We start from the raw sequence: 20,809 nt of genomic DNA, 5'->3' as shown, positions 1-20,809 counted from the left end.
AACGCCCCTACGTAGGTTCGACGCTATGCGGATCCACACTGAAAAGCCCGTGGCGGGCCTTGTACAGCAGCCTGGCCATGGCATGGCCAGCAGGCGTTGGCCGAATCCTAGCGGTGTGCGATTACAAATGTCAAAAAGTCGTGAAAAGCAGGTAGATATAACCTTGATCAAACGCAGGAACGGTGCATTTTCACGCAAGTTCGCGCCATAGGCGGACAATTTGTCTCTTGTCAGAAATCTCATTTTGATAGCAATGACAATTTCCCCGAAGGCCCCTACCCCCAATGGGTTAGTAACAAAGTGATACATACGTAAAGGCCAGCCTTTACGAATAGCCGAGCGACAGCAAATAACAAGCATTACCATTTGCATCCTTTTTCACCTGCCCCAGGTCTGGATGCCTCCATGCTTGCCCCTTGCCGCCTTTCACCCCTGACCCTCGGCCTCTCGCTGCTGTTCAGCGCCAGCCTGGCCAGCGCCGCCACCACTACCCTGCCCGAGCAGTCGGTAACCGCCGACAGCGAGCGCGAAGAAGACAACCCACGGGTCAAGGAGGTGAGCACCGCCACCCGCACCTCCACGCCGGTGCGCTACGTGCCACAAGCCATCGACACGGTGAAGGCCGCCAATGTCCTGGACTACGGCAGCAACACCCTGGGCAAGGCACTCGAAGGCATTCCCAACGTCAGCAGCGGCGCCGATACGCGCTTCGACAGTGTCCGTATTCGGGGCTTCGACGCGAGTAACGACTTCTACCTGGACGGCGTGCGCGACGACAGCCAGTACATTCGCGACCTGCACAACATCGAACGGGTCGAAGTGCTCAAGGGCCCGGCGGCAGTCCTGTACGGCCGCGGCAGCCAGGGCGGCATCGTCAATCGGGTAAGCAAGGCGCCAGAGCGTGGCCGGCGTTCCTCGATCGAAGCCCAGGGCGGCAGCGAAGACCTGCGCAGCCTGTATGCCGACCTCAGCGCCGACCCCAGCGACACTGTCAGCCTGCGCCTGAACCTGGGCAACCAGGACAACAACAGCTTCCGCGATGGCATCGATGGCAGCCGCCAGCTGTTCGCCCCCTCGATGAGCTGGCAGCTCTCGCCTGACTTGAACTGGCTGGTGCAGTACGAGTACAGCCGCTACAACCGCACCCCGGACCGTGGCATCCCCGGGGTCAACGGCCGCCCGGCGGATGTGAGCCGCAGCACCACCTACGGCGATACCCAGCGCGACTACATCGACGACCGCGCGCAGTCGTTGCGCTCGCGCCTGAACTACCAGCTGAACGAGACCTGGCAACTGCGCCATACCCTCGGCCTGTTCCAGCTCGACAGCGACTTCGACAACACCTACGTGACCGCCTACAACCCCGGCAACAACACGGTCACCCGCCAGCGCTGGCAGCAGGACCTGACCACCCGCAACCTGTTCAACAACCTTGAGGCCGAAGGCGACTTCGCCACCTGGGGCGTGGAGCACAAGCTGCTGCTGGGCCTGGAGCTCGGCCACCAGCGCCGCGACCCGACGCTGTACACCGCCGCACCGGTTTCAGCGGGCGGCAAGCCCGTGCCCCCTCTGGACCTGAACAACCCGAACCGCCACCTGCAGCACAACGGCGACATGGTGGTGTCGAGCGACAACCACAGCGTGGTCGACAGCCGTGGCCTGTACCTGCAGGACCAGATCCGCCTGAACGATGAATGGCAGATCCTCGCGGGGGTGCGCTTCGATCAGTTCGAGGTGGAAACCACCAACAAAGTGCGCGACCTCACCGAAAAGCAGGACAGCAACAGCACCAGCCCGCGCCTGGGCGTGGTCTATACGCCGTGGCGCGACCATTCGTTCTATGCCTCCTGGAGCAAGACCTTCTCGCCGGTCGGCGGTGGCCTGATCGGAATCACGCCTGGCGCCCCCGGCAACACCAACGACACCAGCCCCGAGGAGACCCGGCAGAAGGAAATCGGGGTGAAGAGCGATTGGCTGGATGATCGCCTGACCACCACCTTGGCCATCTATGAGCTGGAGCTTTACAACCGTCGCACGCGTGATCCGATCAACCCGGAGATCACCCTGATGAGCGGCCTGCAGCGCTCGCGCGGCATCGAGCTGACCGCCACGGGCAATATCGTTGGCAACTGGTACGTGCGCGGTGGCATCGGCCTGCAGGACGCTACCATCGTCGAGGATAACAACGGCTTGGAAGGGAACCGCATCAACGATGTGGCCAAGCGCAACGGCAGCCTGTTCGTGACCTGGAAACCGGAGCTGGGCTGGTATGCGGAGACCGGGTTGACGCTGGTGGGCGAGCGTTATGCCGATAACCAGAACACCACGGTGATGCCAGGGTATGGTCGATGGGATGCGCTGGTAGGCTTGCGTACCCATGATTGGGATGTGCGGGCAGCGTTGAGCAATATTACCGACAAGACCTACTACAGCTCGGCGACCAGTGCGGCGCAGATCCAACCGGGGGATCCGCGTAGTCTGGTGGTAACGGGGAGTTACAGCTTCTGAGGCTTGTCTGCACTGGCCCTATCGCCGGCAAGCCGGCTCCCACAGGTACTCCACTGCCCTTGAGAACGGTGGTATCCCTGTGGGAGCCGGCTTGCCGGCGATAGGGCCGGTACAGGCACCCCACAAACGAAAACGCCACCGCATTCACGGTGGCGTTTTGCATGGGGGCGGGCTCCTGCCCTGCTCAGTGCCACACACCCAGCAATGCTTCCAGCTCCGCTTCACTGATCAGGCCTTGTGGATAGCGGCCGTCAAGCAGACGTCGTGGGTCGGTCGTCCTGACCCTTTTGCTTCCCTGGTGTTTCAACCACTGCGTCAGCGTTCTGAGCGATTGGCGATTCACGGATGATGGGCGCAAAGCCGTCTCACTTGCTGCATTCATGTCTACACGTACTCCCTGGGCCCGTGAGCGGCTAATTTACGTCGTGATTGTTACAAGACGGATATCCGACCTGCAGAGTTAACTCCCTGAAATCAATACAAAACATATGCCATTTGGCATGCCGGACATCACCCATGACAAAAAAAGGCCCGTCATCTGACGGGCCTTCTTGTTCAACTCGTTCTCAGCGCTTGACCGGTGCCGGTTGCTGCTGGGTCAGGCAGTGGATGTTGCCCCCCCCCAACAAGAGCTCACGGCCAGGGATCATCACCACTTCGTGGTTCGGGAAGATCTTGGCCAGGATCGCTCTGGCCTGGGCATCTGCCGGGTCGTCGAAACTCGGCGCGATGATGCCGCCATTGACGATCAGGAAGTTCACATAGGAACCGGCCAGGCGCACCGAAGGGTCGCGCTCCTGGCTGCCGGCCACGTGATCGACGCCGGCGCATTCTGCTTCGGTGGCGAACAGCGGGCCCGGAATCGGCATCTTGTGCACCACGAACTCGCGGCCTTTGGCGTCGCGGCTGTTTTTCAGCACTTCATAGGCCGCGTGGCAGCGTGCGTAGTTGGGGTCGTTCGAATCATCGGTCCAGGCCAGTAACACTTCGCCTGGGCTGACGTAACAGCAGAAGTTGTCGACGTGACCGTCGGTTTCGTCGTTGTACAGGCCGTCCGGCAGCCAGACGATGGTCTCCACCGCCAGGTGCTCGCGCAGGATCGCTTCGATCTGCTCGCGGTTCAGGTGCGGGTTGCGGTTGCGGTTGAGCAGGCATTCTTCAGTGGTGATCAGGGTGCCTTCGCCGTCCACGTGGATCGAGCCGCCTTCGAGCACGAAGCCCTCGGTGTGGTAGCGCTGGCAACGTTCCATTTCCAGGACCTTGGCCGCCAGTTCCTCATCACGGTTCCATGGCGCGTACAGGCCGCCATCGAAGCCGCCCCAGGCATTGAAGCCCCAGTCCACGCCACGCACCTCACCCGCATCGTTGATCACGAAGGTCGGGCCGGTGTCGCGCACCCAGGCGTCATCGTTGCTGATTTCCACCACGCGGATGTTCGGCAGGTCGAGCTGGCGACGGGCGTTTTCGTACTGGCCGGCGGAAACGGCGACGGTCACCGGTTCGAACCGAGCGATGGCCTTGGCCAGGGTCACGTGGGCAGCCTGTGCAGGCTTGCCACCCAGGCGCCAGTTGTCAGACCGCTCGGGCCAGACCATCCAGACCTGGCTTTGCGGCGCCCACTCGGCAGGCATGTGGAAGCCGTCGGCGCGAGGCGTGGAGTTGAGGGTTTTCATCGGTAACCTCTGGGAAGAAGGGAGGGCATGGCGAATTTATACCCGATATATATCGGCAATAAAAGCTAACCAACCAACCGTTAAGGAATAAAAAAGCCGAACATATCGATAACAATCGACATGTTCGGCCTCACCGTTGATTACAGGTCTTCGGACAGGATGCGATCGATGCTGTCGACAAAATAGTCCACGCTGGCCCGCGTGGTACACATCGGCGGCTTGATCTTGAGGATATTCAGGTAATCCCCGGTCGGCTGCATGAAGATACCCAGGTCGCGCAGGCGGTTGCACAGCACCATGGTCTCCTCGGTGGCCGGCTCCAGGGTCTGGCGATCGCGCACCAGCTCCAGCCCCAGGTAGAACCCGGAGCCATGCGCCGCACCGGCAAGCGGATGTTTATCGACCAGCGCCTGCAAGCGCGCCTTGAAGTAGCGCCCGGTGTCGCGGGTGTTCTGCCACAGCCCTTCCTCGTTCATCACATCCAGCACCGCCATGCCGATTCGGCAACTGACCGGACTACCGCCCGCCGACGAGAAGAAGTAGCCCTCGGCCTCCAGCGCCTCGGCGATTTCACGGCGGGTGATCACCGCGCCCAACGGCTGGCCGTTGCCCATGCCCTTGGCCATGGTGATGATGTCGGGCACCACGCCCTGCTCCTCGAAGCCCCAGAAGTACTCGCCCAGGCGGCCATAGCCCACCTGCACTTCGTCGGCGATGCACACGCCACCGCGAGCACGCACCTTGGCGTAGGCCTGCTGCAGGTAGCCCGCGGGCAGCGAGATACCCCCGGCGTTGCCGTACACCGGCTCGCAGATCATGCCGGCCAGCTGGCGACCACGGGCATCGAGATCGGCGAGCTTGGCATCGACATCACGCAGGTAGTCGGCTGCGCTATCGGCGCCCCGGTAGCGCCCCCGGAAGGTATTCGGCGCCTCGACCGGGTGCACCCAGTCCGGGCGGGTTTCCAGGGCCAGTGGGTTGTCGGCGATCGAGGTGGATATGGCATCGGTGGCCACCGACCAGCCATGGTAGGCCTCCAGCACGCTGATCAAGTCGCGCCCACCGCTGTAGGCCCAGGCCAGGCGAATCGCCAGGTCGTTGGCTTCGGTGCCGCTGTTGACCAGGAACACCCGGTCGAAGCCCGCTGGCGCCAGTTCGAGCAGGCGCTCGGAAAACTCGGCAATGGCGGCGTAGTGAAAACGCGAGTTGGTGTTGACCAGCGACCATTGCCGCGCCGACTCGGCGGCCATGCGCGGATGGCCGTGGCCAAGCACCGCGACGTTGTTGAGCATATCCAGGTAGGCGCGGCCCTGCATGTCGATCAGGTAGTTGCGCCAGCCGCGCTCGATCTGCGGCGGCTGCGCATAGTAGTGCTTTTGCGAGCGGGCGAAGCTGGCGTCGCGGCGGGCCAGCAGGGCCTGCGGGTCGGCCAGCGGCTCGGCATCGCAATCGAAGCCCAGCAGTGCTGCCGGCGAGGGGCACAGGGCCAGCCAGGCCGCGGCCCGGGAAGGTGTGGCAAAGAACGGTGGCTGGATGTCGCCGTCCAGGCTCAACTGAACACTGAGGAAACCACAGCTGCTGCCCAGCGCCTGCCCCTTGGCCACGGCCTGGCCATCTGCCGGGGTATCTTCCAGGCCGCTCAGCCACAAGGACCACTGCGGCGTGCGCAAACACCCGCGGCCGTCGCCATGGCGCTGCCAGGTGCCCGCCTGCGGCGCCTGCACCGCCGTGCCGTTGGGCACATGCAGTTCGACGCCGAGGGCGCAGGTAGCAGGCTCTTCGGGGCGGTCGATATGAGTCTGCGACAGGCGGTACTGCCCGTGCAGGCTGCAGGCCGGAGCGGGTTGCGCCGTCAGCAGGTGCTGGTCGAAACCAGGCTGTTCCCAGTTACCAGCTTCGCAGTGGGTGCTCAGCACACCCAGGTCGACCCGATTGACCGCCTGCCCGGCCAGCTCCGGGAGCAAGGGCGCGCAATCGGCCAGGTCGGGCAGGCTCGGTTCGATCCCGGCGGCCTGCAGGATGGCGGCTTGCATCAGGGCAAAGGGCACGGCGGTGGCAGTGTCGAAGATCTCCCACTCGTGGGCGATATTGTCGCGGATGTACTGGTTGCCCGGGTCCACGGCCAGTTGCTGCTCGCTGCTCAGCACCAGTACCGCGGCGCGGTTCAGCACCAGCGGCCACAAGGCGCGCAGCTCGGCCTCGTCCAGCGGGTTGACGGCCTGGTAGGCACGCACCGCCGGCAGGATGCGCAGCGGGTCGCCTTCGGCATGGTGCAGCAAGGCCGCACAGGTTACCGACAGGTCGGCGATACGCCAGGTGCGCAGCAGGTCGCCGAAATCGATGACACCCTGCAGTTGCCACTGGCGTTCGTCATCACGGGCCCAGACGGCGTTGTCGTCGGTGATGTCCAGGTGCACCGCCTGGCTCGGCAGCTGCCCTGCCAGCGGCGCCAGCTGCGCGGCGGCCTGGGCCGTGGCCTGCTCGATGCGGGCGCGTTGGGCCGGGTTCTGCAGTACCGGCAGCAGGTGCTCGATCAGCGCCTCGGCGTGCTGCGGGTCCCATTGCAGGGTACGTGCAAGGCCCGGATGGTCGAAGTCGGCCAAGGCCTTGTCGACACGGGCGCAGAGCGCACCCAGTTCGGCCATCAGCCGCGTTGGCATGTGCTTGAGTCGAGTCAGCGGCTGGCCCTCGATATAATCGAGCAACCGTGCGCGCAGCGGTTGCCCGTCGATGTCCAGCGCCAGCAAAGCTTGCCCGTCGCGCGCCACACGCACGGCCGGCACCGGCACGCCCCGCTCGCGCAGGTACGCCAATGCGGCGTGCTGCGCCTCCAGCTCCACCTGGGCGTAACTGCCGTGGCAGACCTTGAGGACATAGCGCCCCTGGCCCGTGTCCAGCCGGAAGTTCAGGTCCTGCTGGCTGCCCAGGGCACACAGGCTGCCGGCAAGATCATAATGCGCCTGCAGCAAGGCATGGGCCTGCGCTTCGCTGAGCGAAGGGCTGGGCAGGCTGGAACGCTGGATCAGGGTGCTGAGGGGCATGGAGATGAAACCTCTTTTACTTTTCGCTTATCTCGCCACTGCCAAGGCCGATAAACAAGTGGCAAAGATGAAATGATGTTGATGCGCCGACGCGTAGACCCACCGACAATCTAGGCTGCAAAGGGCCAAGGGCGGCAAACTGCACATGACCGGTACGGTCGAATCCTGAGCTCACTGGTCAAAGAATCGCCATGAACATAATCGCCACTGAAATACCTGACTTGCTGATCATCGAACCCAAGGTCTTCGGCGATAGCCGCGGATTCTTCCTCGAAAGCTTCAACGCCCGCGAGTTCGCCAAGGCGACCGGCGTCGAGGCGCGCTTTGTGCAGGACAACCATTCACGCTCGCAGCGCGGTGTGCTGCGCGGGCTGCACTATCAGATCGACAACCCCCAGGGGAAACTGGTGCGGGTAACCCAGGGCGAAGTGCTCGACATTGCCGTGGATATCCGCCGCAGCTCGCCGACGTTCGGCCGCTGGGTGGCCGCCCGCCTGAATGCCGACGACCATCGCCAGTTCTGGATCCCGCCAGGGTTCGCCCATGGTTTCCTGGTACTGAGCGAGTCGGCCGACTTCCTGTACAAGACCACCGACTACTACAACCCCGCTGCCGAGCGCTGCATCCGCTGGGATGACCCGCAACTGGCCATCGACTGGGGCCTGGAAGTACCGCCCTTGCTGTCGGCCAAGGATCAGGCGGGTGCACTGCTGGCTGACGCGGACCTGTTCCCATGAAGATTCTTGTCTGTGGCCACAATGGCCAAGTGGCCCAGGCCTTGAGGACGCAGCTGGCCGGCCTGGGCGAAACGCACTTGCTGGGCCGCGACCAGCTGAACCTGGCGCGGCCCGAGGCACTGCGCGAAGCGCTACGCCGCCTGGCTCCCAACCTGATCATCAACGCCGCCGCCTATACCGCCGTGGACCAGGCCGAAAGCGAGCCGGATACAGCCTATGCGGTCAATGCAGAGGCCCCGCGCGTGCTGGCCGAAGAGGCCGTACGGCTCGGCGCGCCGCTGATCCACTATTCCACCGACTACGTTTTCGATGGCTACAAGGCAACGCCCTACACCGAAGCGGACCAGCCCAACCCATTGAGCATCTATGGCCGCAGCAAGCTGGCCGGAGAACAGGCGATTACCGCCGTGGATGGCGAACACCTCATCCTGCGCACCAGTTGGGTCTACTCGCTGTACGGGCGCAACTTCCTGCTGACCATGCAACGCCTGCTGCAGGAAAAACCGCAGCTGAAGGTGGTGGATGACCAGATCGGTGCGCCGACCTGGGCGGCGACCATCGCGGCCAGCACCCGCGCACTGATCGAGCGCTGGCAGGCGGGTCAGGCCGGCGCCTGGGGCACCTATCACCTGACGGCCCAGGGCGAAACGTCGTGGTTCGGCTTCGCCCAGGCCATCGCCGCGCAGCTCGAAGCCCGCGGCCTGCCCTGCGCCGAGCTGCTGCCGATACCCACCCGCGAATATCCAACCCCCGCACGCCGCCCGCTCAACTCGCGCCTGGACTGCACGCGCCTGGCCCGCGAATGGGACATCCACCTGCCGCAGTGGCAGCAGGCGCTGATCGACTGCCTCAAGTAGCGCATAATTGCGCCAGACTCTTCTGGCGCATTTACGCAATGATTGCAAAACCGACGCCCCCACGCCGTCCCCGCTGGCGCAGCCTGGCCTTGCTGGCGCTGTGCCTGACGCCACTGCTGTGGCCGCTGCATCACCTTGCCGAACGCTATTATCAGGACCAACTGGCTTCACAGAACCGCCAGACCCTCGACCTGTACGTGGCCAACCTGCTCGGCACCTTGCACCGCTATGAAACCCTGCCGCAGATCCTCGGCGAAATGCCGGCGCTGCGCACGGTGCTGGCGGACCCGCTCAAGCTGGAAGCGGTGACCAACGCCAACCGCCTGCTCAAGGACATCGTCCAGCAGACCGGCGCCGAAGTGATGTACCTGATGGACGTTCGCGGCAACACCCTGGCAGCCTCCAACTGGGACAAGCACGACAGCTTCGCCGGCCGCAACTTCGCCTTCCGCCCGTACTTCAACGAAGCCATGGACGGCCACCTGGGGCGCTTCTTCGGCCAGGGCACCACCTCGGCCAAGCGCGGCTACTTCTTCGCCGCCGCAGTACGCGACCGCGAGCGCATCGTCGGCGTGCTGGTGGTCAAGGTCGACCTCGACCACACCGAAACCCTGTGGGGCCGCACCCCCGAGCAATTGCTGCTGACCGATCACAATGGTGTGGTGATCCTCACCTCGCGGCCCGACTGGCGCTTCCGTGCCACCCGCGCACTGACCGAGGCCGAGCGCCAGGCCATCATCGCCATCCAACCCTATCCGACCCAGGCGCCGCAGCCCTTGGCGCTCAACCCCAACGCCTGGCTGACGCAAACCCGCGACATCAAGGAAACCGGCTGGCAGGTCAGCATCCTCGCGCCCAGGATGCTGGTGGATCGTTCGGTACAGACAGTCATGGCCATCGGCGGCGCTGTCCTGCTGGTGTTGATGCTGCTGGCCGGCCTGGTCATGCAGCGGCGCCGCCACTACATCGACCGCATCGACTTCGAGGCCCGCGGCCGCCAGGAGCTGGAGAACCGCGTGGCACAGCGCACCGCCGACCTCGAAGGCCTCAACACCCGCCTCAAGAGCGCCGTGCTCGAACGCGAGAACGCCCAGCAAGAGCTGGTGCGGGCTCAGGACGAGCTGGTACAGGCCGGCAAACTGTCGGTGCTGGGCACCATGTCGGCAAGCATCAGCCATGAGCTCAACCAGCCATTGGCGGCGATCCGCAGCTACGCGGAAAACGCCGAGATCCTGCTCGATCACCAGCGCACCGAGGAGGCCCGCGGCAACCTCAAGCTGATCGGCGAGCTGACCGGGCGCATGGCCTCGATCATCGCCCACCTGCGCGCGTTCGCCCGCCGCGACCGCCATGCCCCGGAAAGCGTGGCCTTGCAGCCGGCGCTGGAAGATGCCCTGGCGTTGTTGGCCAAGCGCCGACGGGCGATGGCCGTGGAGCTGATTCGCGACCTGCCGGACGCCACTTTGTGGGTGCAGGCGGGCGAAACACGCCTGCGCCAGGTACTCGGCAACCTGCTGGCCAATGCCCTCGACGCCTTGACCGAAAAGGCCAACCCGCGCCGCCTGTGGCTAAGTGCCGAAACCGGCGAGGGCTACGTCTACCTGTACATTCGCGACAACGGCCCGGGCTTCAGCCGCCAGGCCCTGGAGCATGCCAAAGAGCCGTTCTTCACCACCAAGACCCGCACCCAGGGCCTGGGCCTGGGCCTGGCCATCTGCGAAAGCCTGATGCGCGCCCTGGGTGGCGAACTGCTGCTGGCCAACCACCCGGAAGGTGGCGCCCTGCTGACCCTGCAGCTGCGCATGGCCGCGCCCGGCGCCAACCTGCAACCCACGGAGGACCCCTCGGCATGACGACCGAGACACAGATCGACAGCCAGGCCCAGGTGCTTCTGGTCGACGACGACCCGCACCTGCGCCAGGCCTTGAGCCAGACCCTCGACCTGGCCGGGCTCAAGGTGGTCGCCATGGCTGATGCCCAAGGCCTGGCCGAACGCCTGGAGCCTGACTGGCCTGGCGTGGTGGTCAGCGATATCCGCATGCCGGGCATCGATGGCTTGCAACTGCTGGAACAGCTGCATGGCCGCGACAACGAACTGCCGGTGCTGCTGATCACCGGCCACGGCGATGTGCCGCTGGCCGTGCAGGCCATGCGCGCCGGCGCGTATGACTTCCTGGAAAAGCCGTTCGCCAGCGATGCCTTGCTCGACAGTGTGCGCCGCGCCCTGGCCCTGCGCCGTCTGGTGCTGGACAACCGCAGCCTGCGCCTTGCCCTGAGCGACCGCCAGCAACTGGCCACCCGCCTGGTTGGCCATTCGCCGTCCATGCAGCGCCTGCGCGAGCAGATCGGCGCCCTCGCCGGGACCCGCGCCGACGTGCTGATCCTCGGTGAAACCGGGGCCGGCAAAGAGGTGGTGGCCCGCGCCCTGCACGACCTTTCCAGCCGCCGCGAGGGGCCATTCGTCGCCATCAATGCCGGCGCGCTGGCCGAATCGGTGGTGGAGAGCGAACTGTTCGGCCACGAGCCGGGGGCGTTCACTGGCGCGCAGAAGCGCCGCATCGGCAAGTTCGAATTCGCCAACGGCGGCACGCTGTTCCTCGACGAAATCGAGAGCATGAGCCTGGACGTTCAGGTGAAGCTGCTGCGCCTGCTGCAAGAGCGGGTGGTCGAGCGCCTCGGCGGCAACCAGTTGATCCCCCTGGACATCCGCATCATCGCCGCGACCAAGGAAGACCTGCGCCAGTCCGCCGACCAGGGGCGCTTTCGCGCCGACCTCTACTACCGCCTGAACGTGGCGCCACTGCGCATCCCGCCGCTGCGCGAACGGGGCGATGACATCCTGGTGCTGTTCCAGCATTTCGCCGACGACGCCAGTCAGCGCCACGGCCTGCCGCCGCACAGCCTGCAACCGGCGCAACGCGCCATGCTGCTGCGCCACGACTGGCCGGGCAACGTGCGTGAACTGCAGAACGCCGCCGAGCGCTTCGCCCTGGGCCTGGAGCTGGCCCTCGACGGCCAGGTCGCCGCTGCAGCGCATTCTGCGGCGCCGATGCTGCTGGGCAACCTCAGCGAACAGGTCGAGCAGTTCGAGCGCTCGCTGATCGCTGCCGAACTGGCCCAGCCCCACAGCTCCATGCGCAGCCTTGCCGAAGCCCTCGGCATCCCGCGCAAGACCCTGCACGACAAGCTGCGCAAACACGGCCTGCACTTCGAAGGTGGCAGCAGCGGGTCCGACGACCACGAGGAAAACCGCCCATGAGTTCCGATAGCCAATACCTGCAGTCCGTCCTGCACGGCGACATCCCGCTGACCCGTGAAATGGGCCTGGAGGTCATCGATTGGCAAGCCCACACCCTGCGCCTGCAGCTACCGCTGGCCGCCAACGTCAACCACAAGAGCACCATGTTCGGCGGCAGTTTGTACTGCGCTGCGGTGCTGGTGGGTTGGGGCTGGCTGCACCTGCGCCTGCGCGAGCTGGGGATCGATGACGGGCATATCGTCATTCAGGAAGGGCAGATCAGTTACCCACTGCCGGTGACCGGCACGGCAGTGGCGCGCTGCGCGGCGCCGGACGAGAAGACCTGGGAGCGGTTCGTGACGATGTACCAGCGCCGTGGCCGGGCGCGGCTGACGCTGGAGACCACGGTGAGCAATGTCGGTAGCGACGAGCCCGCTGTCAGCTTCAGCGGCCAGTACGTCTTGCATCGCTGATTGCAGGGCCGGCCCTATCGCCGGCAAGCCGGCTCCCACAGGTGCTCCACCGCTCTGGAGATTTGTGCGGTCCTTGTGGGAGCCGGCTTGCCGGCGATAGGGCCGGGCCTGCTATCAACGCTTGATGTGTTGCTCGATGAACGCCTGGCGCCACACAGCCGCTGCGGGCAAGGCCAGGAAGAACGGGTTGAGCAGCGACTCGCGCGCCGGATAACGGAACGGCTGCCCCTCCATGTCGATCACCTCGCCCCCAGCACCTTCCAGCACCCCCTGCGCCGCCGCGGTATCCCACTGCGAAGTCGGCGCCAGGCGCGGATAACAGTCGGCGCTGCCTTCAGCCAGCAGGCAGAATTTGAGCGAGCTGCCGATGTTCGCCAACTCCAGCTCTCCCACCGCATCCTTCAGACCTGCCAGCAACGCCTCCTGCTCCGGACTGGAATGGCGACGGCTGGCCACCACCGTGAAGCGGCCATCGGCAGGCGGCGTATTGCGCACCTGAATCGGCAGGGCATCACTGCCGGCCTCGGCGCGCCAGGCACCCAGACCGCGCCCGCCGAAATAGCAGCGCCCGCTGGTCGGCATCGACACCACGCCAAACAGCACTTCACCGTTCTCGATCAGGGCGATATTGACGGTGAATTCCTCGCTGCCGGCAATGAACTCCTTGGTGCCGTCCAGCGGGTCGACCAGCCACCAGCGCTGCCACCCCTGACGCGTGGCCAGGGGGATATTGCAGTCTTCTTCGGACAGCACCGGGATCTGCGGCGCCAGCGCCTGCAGGCCGTCGGCAATCACCCGATGCGCCGCCAGGTCGGCGGCGGTCACTGGCGAGTCATCGGCTTTGTTGGTCACGGCGACATCGGCGCGCCAGAACGGCAGGATCGCCTCGCCAGCCAAACGGGCCAGCTTGACCACTTCATGCATCAGTTGCAGGTCATTCATGCTTCGAGCAGCCCCCGCTGGATCAGCAGGTCGCGGGCCAGGTACAGCGCCGCCAACGCCCGCCCCTCGGTGAACTGCGGGTGCATGGCCAAGGCCGACAGCTCGCGCAGGTTGACCTTGTCGACCCGCATCGGTTCGGGCTCGTCGCCTTCCAGGCGCTCTTCGTACAGGTCGCTGGCCAAGACCACCTGGATCTTCTGGCTCATGTAGCCCGGCGACAGCGACAGCTCGGTCAGGTGCTCCAGCTGGCGTGCGCCAAACCCGGCTTCTTCCTTGAGCTCGCGGTCGGCCGCCGCCAGTACGTCCTCGCCCGGCTCGATCAGGCCCTTGGGCAGCGACAGCTCGTATTCATCGGTGCCGCCGCAGTATTCCTCGACCAACACGGCGTGTTCGGCGTCGAGCATGGCCACGATCATCACGGCGCCATAGCCATTGCCGCGGCCGACCAGACGCTCGTAGGTGCGCTCGTTGCCATTGCTGAAGCGCAGCTGTACGGCTTCGACGCGGAACAGACGACTGCTGGCGACGATCTCTCGGCTGAGGACGGTGGGTTTCTGGCGCATGGGGCGGCTCCTTGGCGTGAACGGGTTACTATACCGTGGCTTGCCGACTGAACGAGAGTTTCCCATGCCTGTTCTTCCCTGGTCTGCCATCGATACCGTCCTGTTGGACATGGACGGTACCCTGCTCGACCTGCACTACGACAACCGCTTCTGGCTCGAACACCTGCCCCAACGCTATGCCGAGCTGCACGGGGTGAGCCGGGCCATGGCGGAAATGGAACTGCAGCCGCTGTTCGAGCGCAATGCCGGCACCCTGAACTGGTACTGCCTGGACTTCTGGAGCCAAGAACTGAAGCTGCCGATCCGCGAACTCAAGCGCGAGATCGCCGACCTGATTGCCCTGCGCCCCGATGCCGATACGTTCCTGGCGGCGATCCGCAAGGCTGGCAAGCGCGTGGTGATGATCACCAATGCCCACCGTGATTCGCTGTCGCTGAAGCTGGAGCGGGTGGAACTGGCGCCGTACTTCGAGCGGCTGATCAGTTCGCATGACTACGGTTATCCCAAGGAGAGCCCGCAGTTCTGGGATGCGTTGCAGGCGGATATCGGCTTTGAGCCGGGGCGCAGCCTGTTCATCGACGATACCTTGGCCATCCTGCGCAGTGCGCGGCGGTTTGGTGTGGCGCATCTGCTGGCGGTGCGCCAGCCGGACAGCCAGGCGGCGCCGCGCGATACTCAGGAGTTCGCGGCGGTCGAGGATTACCGGGAATTGCTGGTGGGTCTGTAAGGCCCTCATCGCCGGCAAGCCGGCTCCCACACCGATCACCTCCGACCTTGTGGGAGCCGGCTTGCCGGCGATGAAGCCTATGACGATCTATCAGTCAGGAATACGCAGGACCTGCCCCGGATAGATCTTGTCCGGATGCTTGAGCATCGGCTTGTTGGCCTCGAAGATCTTGTTGTACTGGCTGGCGTTGCCATACACGACCACGGCAATGGCTGACAGCGTGTCGCCCTTCTTCACGGTAACGAACCGCGCAGCCTTGACGACCGGCCCGGTCACGGTGATCTGGTCATCGACACTGGCCACTCCAGCGATGTTGCCCGCCGCCAGGATGATCTTCTCTTTCTCCTCCTGGCTGGCCACCTCGCCCTTGAGGATGATCTTGTCACCCTCTACAGTGGCGGTGATGTTGGGGTTGCCCAGGCCGACACTCTCCACGTGTTTCTTCAGCTGCTCCTCGGCGTTGGCATTGCCGGGGGTCAGCAGGTCGATCAACTTCTCGCCGGCTTCCTTCACGAAACTGAACAGGCTCATGACGCGCTCCTTGTTGACGTTAACCTCGGAGCAAGGAGTCTAGGCCAGGATTGCCCTCCCCGCCCCACTGCGACCAATCGACGCGGTCTATCAAGGCATAGACCCTAGCGATTAGACGTGGGCGGCACACGGGCCTAGGCTGGTGCTATCGAAAAGCCGCCGGTCAGCCCTCCGATGCAAAGCAAACCCCCGGTCTGCGCGGTCTCCACGCCCCTGGAGCTGCCCGCCGCCAGCAATACTTACGACTACGTACAACTCAGCGATGGCGAGCGCGCCTGCACGCCGCTGGCCGAAGAAGTTGCCCTCGCCATCGCCTACAACGGCCTCAACCAGGCTGTCATGCTGGTCAGCCCCACCGACCTGGAAGACTTCGCGGTCGGCTTCAGCGTCGGCAGTGGCATTGTCGAGGGCCCGGCGGAAATCTACGACCTGAAGCTCTCCGGCAGTGGTTCGGCGATGTACGCGGACCTTGAGATTTCCAGCCGTGCGTTCTGGAACCTGAAAAATCAGCGCCGCCAGCTGGCCGGCACCAGCGGTTGCGGCCTGTGCGGGGTCGAGGCCCTGGAACAGGCATTGCCGGAGCTCACGGCACTGCCGGGCGCGCCCTTGCCACCCGTGCAGTGGCTTGCCGGTCTGCGTGAGCGCATCGACGCATTCACCCCGCTGGGCCAGCACTGCGGTGCGGTGCACGCTGCCTTGTTCATGAATGCGCAGGGCGAACTGCTGATGGGCCGCGAAGACATCGGCCGGCACAACGCCCTCGACAAGCTGATCGGCGCCCTGCTGCGCCAAGGCATCAGCAGCGAAGGCGGCCTGGCCATCGTCACCAGCCGCTGCAGCCTGGAGCTGATCCAGAAAGTCCTGCGCGCCGGCATCCAGACCCTGGTCAGCCTGTCGGCACCTACCGGCCTTGCCCTGCAGTGGGCGCGCAAGCACAACCTCAACCTCATTCACCTGCCCAAACACAGTGCACCGCGGGTCTATAGCCCAGCGGCGGAGTCGTAACAGCCGTGACCTCGTACCAAAACCTTCCGGACAACGCCCCAGCTTCCTCCCCTCGCTACCAGCCCTACCACGGCCCCGCCGGTGGTTGGGGCGCGCTGCGCAGCGTGGCCAAGGCCTGGGTTGGCAGCGACAATGCGCTGAAGAACATCCGCGCACTGCTCAAGACCAACCAGAATGGCGGCTTCGACTGCCCGGGCTGCGCCTGGGGCGACTCGCCCGAAAGCGGCATGGTCAAGTTCTGCGAGAACGGCGCCAAGGCGGTCAACTGGGAAGCCACCAAGCGCCGCGTCGACGCGGCCTTCTTCGCCCGCTACAGCGTCAGCGCGCTGCGCCAGCAGAGCGACTACTGGCTCGAATACCAAGGCCGGCTGACCGAGCCGATGGTCTACGACCCGCTCAGCGATCGCTATCAGCCCATCGCCTGGGACGCCGCCTTTGCCCTGATCGCCCGCGAACTGAACAAACTGACCAGCCCGGACCAGGCCGAGTTCTACACCTCGGGGCGCGCCAGCAACGAAGCGGCATACCTCTATCAGCTGTTCGTGCGTGCCTACGGCACCAACAATTTCCCCGACTGCTCAAACATGTGCCACGAAGCCAGCGGCGTGGCCCTGGGGCAAAGCGTCGGGGTCGGCAAGGGCACCGTCACCTTCGACGACTTCGAGCACGCCGATGCGATCTTCGTCTGGGGCCAGAACCCCGGCACCAACCACCCGCGCATGCTCGACCCACTGCGAGACGCGGTGAAGCGTGGGGCGCAGGTGGTGTGCGTCAACCCGCTCAAGGAGCGCGGCCTGGAACGCTTCCAGCATCCGCAGAACCCGCTGGAAATGCTCACCAACAGCGACCGGCCGACCAACACCGCGTTCTTCCGCCCGGCCCTGGGCGGCGACATGGCAATGCTGCGCGGCATGGCCAAGTTCGTCCTGCAGTGGGAACGCGAGGCCCAGGCCAAGGGCGAGCCTGCCGTGTTCGATCATGGGTTCATCGCCGAACACGGCCAGGGTGTCGAGGAGTACCTGGCCGCGGTAGACGCCACCCCGTGGCAGCACATCGAGGAACAATCCGGCCTGGCGCTGGCCGACATCGAGCTGGCCGCACGCATGTACTGCCGTGGCCGTCGGGTGATCATGTGCTGGGCGATGGGCATCACCCAGCACCGTCATTCGGTGGCGACCATCCAGGAAATCGTCAACCTGCAGATGCTGCGCGGCAACATCGGTGCGCCCGGCGCTGGCCTGTGCCCGGTGCGTGGCCACAGCAACGTGCAAGGCGACCGCACCATGGGCATCAACGAGCGCCCGCCGCTGGCACTGCTCGATGCCATCGAACGCCGCTTCGATTTCCCGGTGCCACGGCACAACGGCCACAATACCGTCGAGGCCATCCACGCCATGCTCGACGGCCGCGCCAAGGTATTCATCGGCCTGGGCGGCAACTTCGCCCAGGCGACCCCGGACACTGAACGTACCGCCCAGGCCCTGCGCAACTGCGCGCTCACCGTACAGATCAGCACCAAGCTCAACCGCAGCCACCTGATCCACGGCCAGCAGGCGCTGATCCTGCCGTGCCTGGGGCGCACCGACATCGACCTGCAGGCCGAGGGGCCGCAGGCGGTCACCGTGGAAGACTCGTTCAGCATGGTCCACGCTTCCAATGGCCAGTTGAAACCGCTCTCGACGCAAATGCGCTCAGAGCCAGCAGTGATCGCCGGTATCGCCGCCGCCACCTTGGGCAAGCAGCCGGTGGACTGGCACTGGCTGGTGGCCGACTACGACCGCATTCGCGACCTGATCGGCGACACCATTGCCGGTTTCAGCGACTTCAACCAACGCCTGCGCCAGCCCGGCGGGTTCTACCTGGGCAACAGCGCCGCCAAGCGTGAGTGGAAGACCACCTCGGGGCGCGCCAACTTCAAGGCCAACCTGCTGCCGGACACCCTGCTCGACGAGCGCGTGCGCGCCAGTGGCCAGCTGCCTGACCTGATCATGCAGTCGATGCGTTCACACGATCAGTACAACACCACCATCTACGGCCTGGACGACCGCTACCGTGGCGTGCGCGGGCAACGTGAGGTGCTGTTCGCCAACGAGGCAGACATCATCCGCCTGGGCTTCCAGCCGGGGCAGAAGGTCGACATCGTCTCGTTGTGGGGGGATGAGCATGTGCGCCGTGTGCATGGCTTCACGTTGCTGGCGTTCGATATTCCGGCTGGACAGGCGGCGGCTTACTACCCCGAGGTGAATCCGCTGATCCCGCTGGAGAGCATTGGCGAGGGCAGCCATACGCCGACGTCCAAGTTCGTTGCCATCAAGCTGGAGCGGGCGCGGGACGACGGGCGCATTCTTTAATCGATCACTGGCCCCATCGCCGGCAAGCCGGCTCCCACAGGTACACCACAGTTTTCTCGAATTGTGCTGTTTCTGTGGGAGCCGGCTTGCCGGCGATAGGGCCAGCTGCAGCACCGCCAAAAACAAAAAAAGCCCTGTTCCACGGGGGTCAGGGCTTCGTCACAAATGTTTCAGACCTGCAATATTCGAGAAAGTTTCATCACAAAAACAATAACTTAGAAAATTGTGTACAACCCGTGCTACTCGTCGGATTTCAATTGCCACGGGCATCCCAGAGCCTCAAATTCGCCTCGTCATCCCTATGAGGCTCTCTCGATGAAGAAGTACTCCTCGATTCTGTTGTTGTCTTTCAGCTTGCTCAGCGGCGTTGCCATGGCAGGCGGCAATACCGAGGCTGGCATTGGCGGCGCATTGGGTGGGGTACTCGGCTCCGTAGTGGGCAACTCCATCGGTGGTAGCACCGGCGGCGCCATTGGTGCCGGTCTGGGCGGTGCAGCAGGTGGTGCCCTGGGTGCCGACAAGCGCCAGCGTGGCGAGGCCGCCATCGGTGGCGCACTGGGCGCCGCAGGCGGTAACGTGGTCGGTCGCTCGGTGGGCGGTACCACCGGTAGCTACATTGGTGCAGCCGCGGGCGGCGGTATCGGTGGCGCGGCGGGTAACTACCTGGGCAACAGGGCCGATGAAGACGAGCGCCATGACGAGCGCAAATACTACAGCCGCGGCTACAGAGACGGTCGTCACTACGACCGTGGTCGCCACTACGGCCACCGCAAGCACAAGCATCACCATCACTGATACCGGGGCTAGCACCTCGGCAGCAAAAGCCCCGCCCTCACCGGCGGGGCTTTTTCATGCCTGCGCGTCGAGCTGCAGGCCGGACAGGATGGTGTGCAACGCTTCTGGCAACGGCACGGGCCTGCCGGTAGCGCGTTCGATGAACACCTGCACCACCGATCCCGCCGCACAGGCATCCGCTTCACCCGGGCGATACAGCGCCAACCGGTACTCCACCGTACTCCCCGCCAGGCGCGTCACGCCCAGGCCCACTTCCAGCAAATCCGGAAAGCCCGGCAGCGCGTAGAAGTCCGCCGCCGAACTGACCACGAAGGCCGCCAGCTCACCCTCGCGCAGGTCGAACTCGGCTTGCTCGACCAGGAACGCCTGGATAGCGGTTTCGAAGAAGCCGTGCACCGTGGCACCGGCGATGTGGCCGTTGTGGTCGTTGTCCTGGGGGCGGGTGAGGATGGGGTGGAAATGAGAGAAGGCTGTGCGGTCGGGGGATTCGAGCATGATAGTTCCACAATTGGTGACACCGTGAGGAAGCTTCCCACAGCAAGACAGGAAGGACTATAGTCGCAATCAACTATAGATTGCATAGCATGGTGCATCCCGATGAAACCGAGAAATGCCCCGATGCCAACCCATCAATTAGATCATGCCAACCTGAGCCGAATGGTGGAATGCGGCAGTGTCCTGGCCACCCACATCGTTGGCCAACCTGGAGGATGGGCAATCCAGGTTGACGTCAACCACCAGGAACATGTGCTTGTTGCCCAGCGAAGTGGAAACGTGCGGCTGTTCAAAAAGTTCGAAACGCTGGTGACCTATCTGCTCGACATCGGTATTGATCACTTCGAAGTCGACACCTCTGCCTTCGACCGTGATCAGACAAGTACCTACCAACGTCCTGATCGTGCACAGGCGTTGAGGCGAGCCCATGAAGCAGCGGCTTACGATGCCTGGTTTGCCGAGCAGGTCGACGCGAGCCTGCAAGACCCAACGCCCCCGTTGGAGGATGAGGAGGTACAGCGGTTGTTCGCAGCCCGCCGTGCCGAGCTCAAAGCCAGAATCCGCTGATGCGCCTGACGTGGCGCGCAATGGCGTGCAATGACCGTTTGCGCATCATGGAGCATATTGCCCAAGACAATCCCCAGGCCGCTCTGGCACTGGACGAACGCTTCGACGAAAAGGCCAGGCGAGCAGCCCTCAGTCCTTTCCTGTACAGAGCGGGCAGATTTCCCGGAACAAGGGAAATTGTAATTCATCCCAACTACGTGATGGTCTTTCGGGTTATGGAGGAATACGTAGAAGTCATCCGCATCCTTCACGCCAGACAGCAATGGCCTTGAGCACACAAAAAAGCCGCCCCAAGGGGCGGCTTTC

At 64.4% G+C, this 20,809-nt stretch carries 19 protein-coding genes; 12 read left to right on the top strand and 7 right to left on the bottom strand.

Translation table 11 applies throughout. The features are described 5' to 3' along the window. The first annotated feature begins 405 nt into the window (after positions 1–405). On the top strand, positions 406–2,508 hold the full coding sequence (locus ACIPZB_RS02030) for a TonB-dependent receptor (protein ID WP_400638800.1): 2,103 nt from the start codon (positions 406–408) through the stop codon (positions 2,506–2,508). Between the two features lie 184 nt (positions 2,509–2,692). On the opposite strand, the gene ACIPZB_RS02025 is transcribed toward ACIPZB_RS02030, so the two are convergent. From ACIPZB_RS02025 to ACIPZB_RS02015, 3 genes are all read right to left on the bottom strand, one after another. Then, positions 2,693–2,890, bottom strand: coding sequence for a hypothetical protein (locus ACIPZB_RS02025; RefSeq protein WP_400638799.1), 198 nt, complete (start codon positions 2,888–2,890; stop codon positions 2,693–2,695). A gap of 184 nt (positions 2,891–3,074) precedes the next feature. After that, a complete protein-coding gene (gene aguA, locus ACIPZB_RS02020; RefSeq protein ID WP_400638798.1) occupies positions 3,075–4,181 on the bottom strand; it encodes an agmatine deiminase in 1,107 nt (368 codons plus the stop codon). Positions 4,182–4,321: 140 nt separating this feature from the next. Continuing rightward, positions 4,322–7,222 carry an aminotransferase gene (locus tag ACIPZB_RS02015; protein ID WP_400638797.1) on the bottom strand — a complete coding sequence of 967 codons (2,901 nt, stop codon included), beginning with the start codon at positions 7,220–7,222 and terminating at the stop codon, positions 4,322–4,324. A gap of 191 nt (positions 7,223–7,413) precedes the next feature. Here ACIPZB_RS02015 and rfbC point away from each other — a divergent pair, with 191 nt between their 5' ends. From rfbC to ACIPZB_RS01990, 5 genes are read left to right on the top strand one after another with little or no spacing between them, the layout of a single operon-like run. Further along, the gene (gene rfbC, locus ACIPZB_RS02010; protein WP_400638796.1) at positions 7,414–7,959 is read left to right on the top strand and encodes a dTDP-4-dehydrorhamnose 3,5-epimerase; all 546 of its coding nucleotides are present in this window, start codon (positions 7,414–7,416) and stop codon (positions 7,957–7,959) included. Next, a complete protein-coding gene (rfbD, locus tag ACIPZB_RS02005) occupies positions 7,956–8,816 on the top strand; it encodes a dTDP-4-dehydrorhamnose reductase (RefSeq protein WP_400638795.1) in 861 nt (286 codons plus the stop codon). Before rfbC ends, rfbD begins: the two co-directional genes overlap by 4 nt. Before the next feature lie 38 nt (positions 8,817–8,854). Further along, entirely contained in the window at positions 8,855–10,669 is a 1,815-nt protein-coding gene (locus ACIPZB_RS02000; RefSeq protein WP_400638794.1) for an ATP-binding protein, read from the top strand. Further along, positions 10,666–12,075 carry a sigma-54-dependent transcriptional regulator gene (locus ACIPZB_RS01995; RefSeq protein ID WP_400638793.1) on the top strand — a complete coding sequence of 470 codons (1,410 nt, stop codon included), beginning with the start codon at positions 10,666–10,668 and terminating at the stop codon, positions 12,073–12,075. The genes ACIPZB_RS02000 and ACIPZB_RS01995 overlap by 4 nt, the downstream gene beginning before the upstream one ends. Next, positions 12,072–12,527, top strand: coding sequence for a YiiD C-terminal domain-containing protein (locus ACIPZB_RS01990; protein ID WP_400638792.1), 456 nt, complete (start codon positions 12,072–12,074; stop codon positions 12,525–12,527). Before ACIPZB_RS01995 ends, ACIPZB_RS01990 begins: the two co-directional genes overlap by 4 nt. A gap of 114 nt (positions 12,528–12,641) precedes the next feature. On the opposite strand, the gene cysQ is transcribed toward ACIPZB_RS01990, so the two are convergent. Next, positions 12,642–13,469 (bottom strand): 3'(2'),5'-bisphosphate nucleotidase CysQ, encoded by an 828-nt coding sequence (cysQ, locus tag ACIPZB_RS01985; RefSeq protein WP_400638791.1) that lies wholly within the window; start codon positions 13,467–13,469, stop codon positions 12,642–12,644. Further along, the gene (nudE, locus tag ACIPZB_RS01980; protein ID WP_015268611.1) at positions 13,466–14,032 is read right to left on the bottom strand and encodes an ADP compounds hydrolase NudE; all 567 of its coding nucleotides are present in this window, start codon (positions 14,030–14,032) and stop codon (positions 13,466–13,468) included. Before nudE ends, cysQ begins: the two co-directional genes overlap by 4 nt. A 64-nt stretch (positions 14,033–14,096) precedes the next feature. Here nudE and yrfG point away from each other — a divergent pair, with 64 nt between their 5' ends. Continuing rightward, a complete protein-coding gene (gene yrfG / locus ACIPZB_RS01975; protein ID WP_400638790.1) occupies positions 14,097–14,759 on the top strand; it encodes a GMP/IMP nucleotidase in 663 nt (220 codons plus the stop codon). 90 nt (positions 14,760–14,849) lie between these two features. On the opposite strand, the gene lysM is transcribed toward yrfG, so the two are convergent. Further along, positions 14,850–15,290: a peptidoglycan-binding protein LysM gene (gene lysM, locus ACIPZB_RS01970; protein WP_400638789.1), complete on the bottom strand. Its 441-nt coding sequence runs from the start codon at positions 15,288–15,290 to the stop codon at positions 14,850–14,852. A 174-nt stretch (positions 15,291–15,464) separates the two neighbouring features. Here lysM and fdhD point away from each other — a divergent pair, with 174 nt between their 5' ends. The 3 genes from fdhD (at position 15,465) to ACIPZB_RS01955 (ending at position 19,441) form a co-directional block, all read left to right on the top strand. Continuing rightward, entirely contained in the window at positions 15,465–16,295 is an 831-nt protein-coding gene (fdhD, locus tag ACIPZB_RS01965; RefSeq protein ID WP_400638788.1) for a formate dehydrogenase accessory sulfurtransferase FdhD, read from the top strand. A 5-nt stretch (positions 16,296–16,300) separates the two neighbouring features. Then, entirely contained in the window at positions 16,301–18,646 is a 2,346-nt protein-coding gene (locus tag ACIPZB_RS01960) for an FdhF/YdeP family oxidoreductase (RefSeq protein WP_400638787.1), read from the top strand. A 315-nt stretch (positions 18,647–18,961) separates the two neighbouring features. Further along, positions 18,962–19,441: a glycine zipper domain-containing protein gene (locus ACIPZB_RS01955; protein WP_008098994.1), complete on the top strand. Its 480-nt coding sequence runs from the start codon at positions 18,962–18,964 to the stop codon at positions 19,439–19,441. 54 nt (positions 19,442–19,495) lie between these two features. On the opposite strand, the gene ACIPZB_RS01950 is transcribed toward ACIPZB_RS01955, so the two are convergent. Then, positions 19,496–19,936 carry an acyl-CoA thioesterase gene (locus ACIPZB_RS01950; RefSeq protein WP_400638786.1) on the bottom strand — a complete coding sequence of 147 codons (441 nt, stop codon included), beginning with the start codon at positions 19,934–19,936 and terminating at the stop codon, positions 19,496–19,498. A gap of 123 nt (positions 19,937–20,059) precedes the next feature. On the opposite strand from ACIPZB_RS01950, the gene ACIPZB_RS01945 reads away from it, so the two are divergent. Together ACIPZB_RS01945 and ACIPZB_RS01940 are read left to right on the top strand one after the other, a co-directional pair. Then, positions 20,060–20,503, top strand: coding sequence for a hypothetical protein (locus ACIPZB_RS01945; protein WP_400638785.1), 444 nt, complete (start codon positions 20,060–20,062; stop codon positions 20,501–20,503). Continuing rightward, positions 20,503–20,775 (top strand): type II toxin-antitoxin system RelE/ParE family toxin, encoded by a 273-nt coding sequence (locus ACIPZB_RS01940; RefSeq protein ID WP_400638784.1) that lies wholly within the window; start codon positions 20,503–20,505, stop codon positions 20,773–20,775. The genes ACIPZB_RS01945 and ACIPZB_RS01940 overlap by 1 nt, the downstream gene beginning before the upstream one ends. Positions 20,776–20,809: the final 34 nt, after the last annotated feature.

The organism is Pseudomonas sp. NPDC089396 (assembly GCF_044749545.1).
Classification (GTDB): domain Bacteria; phylum Pseudomonadota; class Gammaproteobacteria; order Pseudomonadales; family Pseudomonadaceae; genus Aquipseudomonas.
Note: the sequence above shows the minus strand (reverse complement) of the source record. Positions and strands in the feature narration are given on the sequence as shown.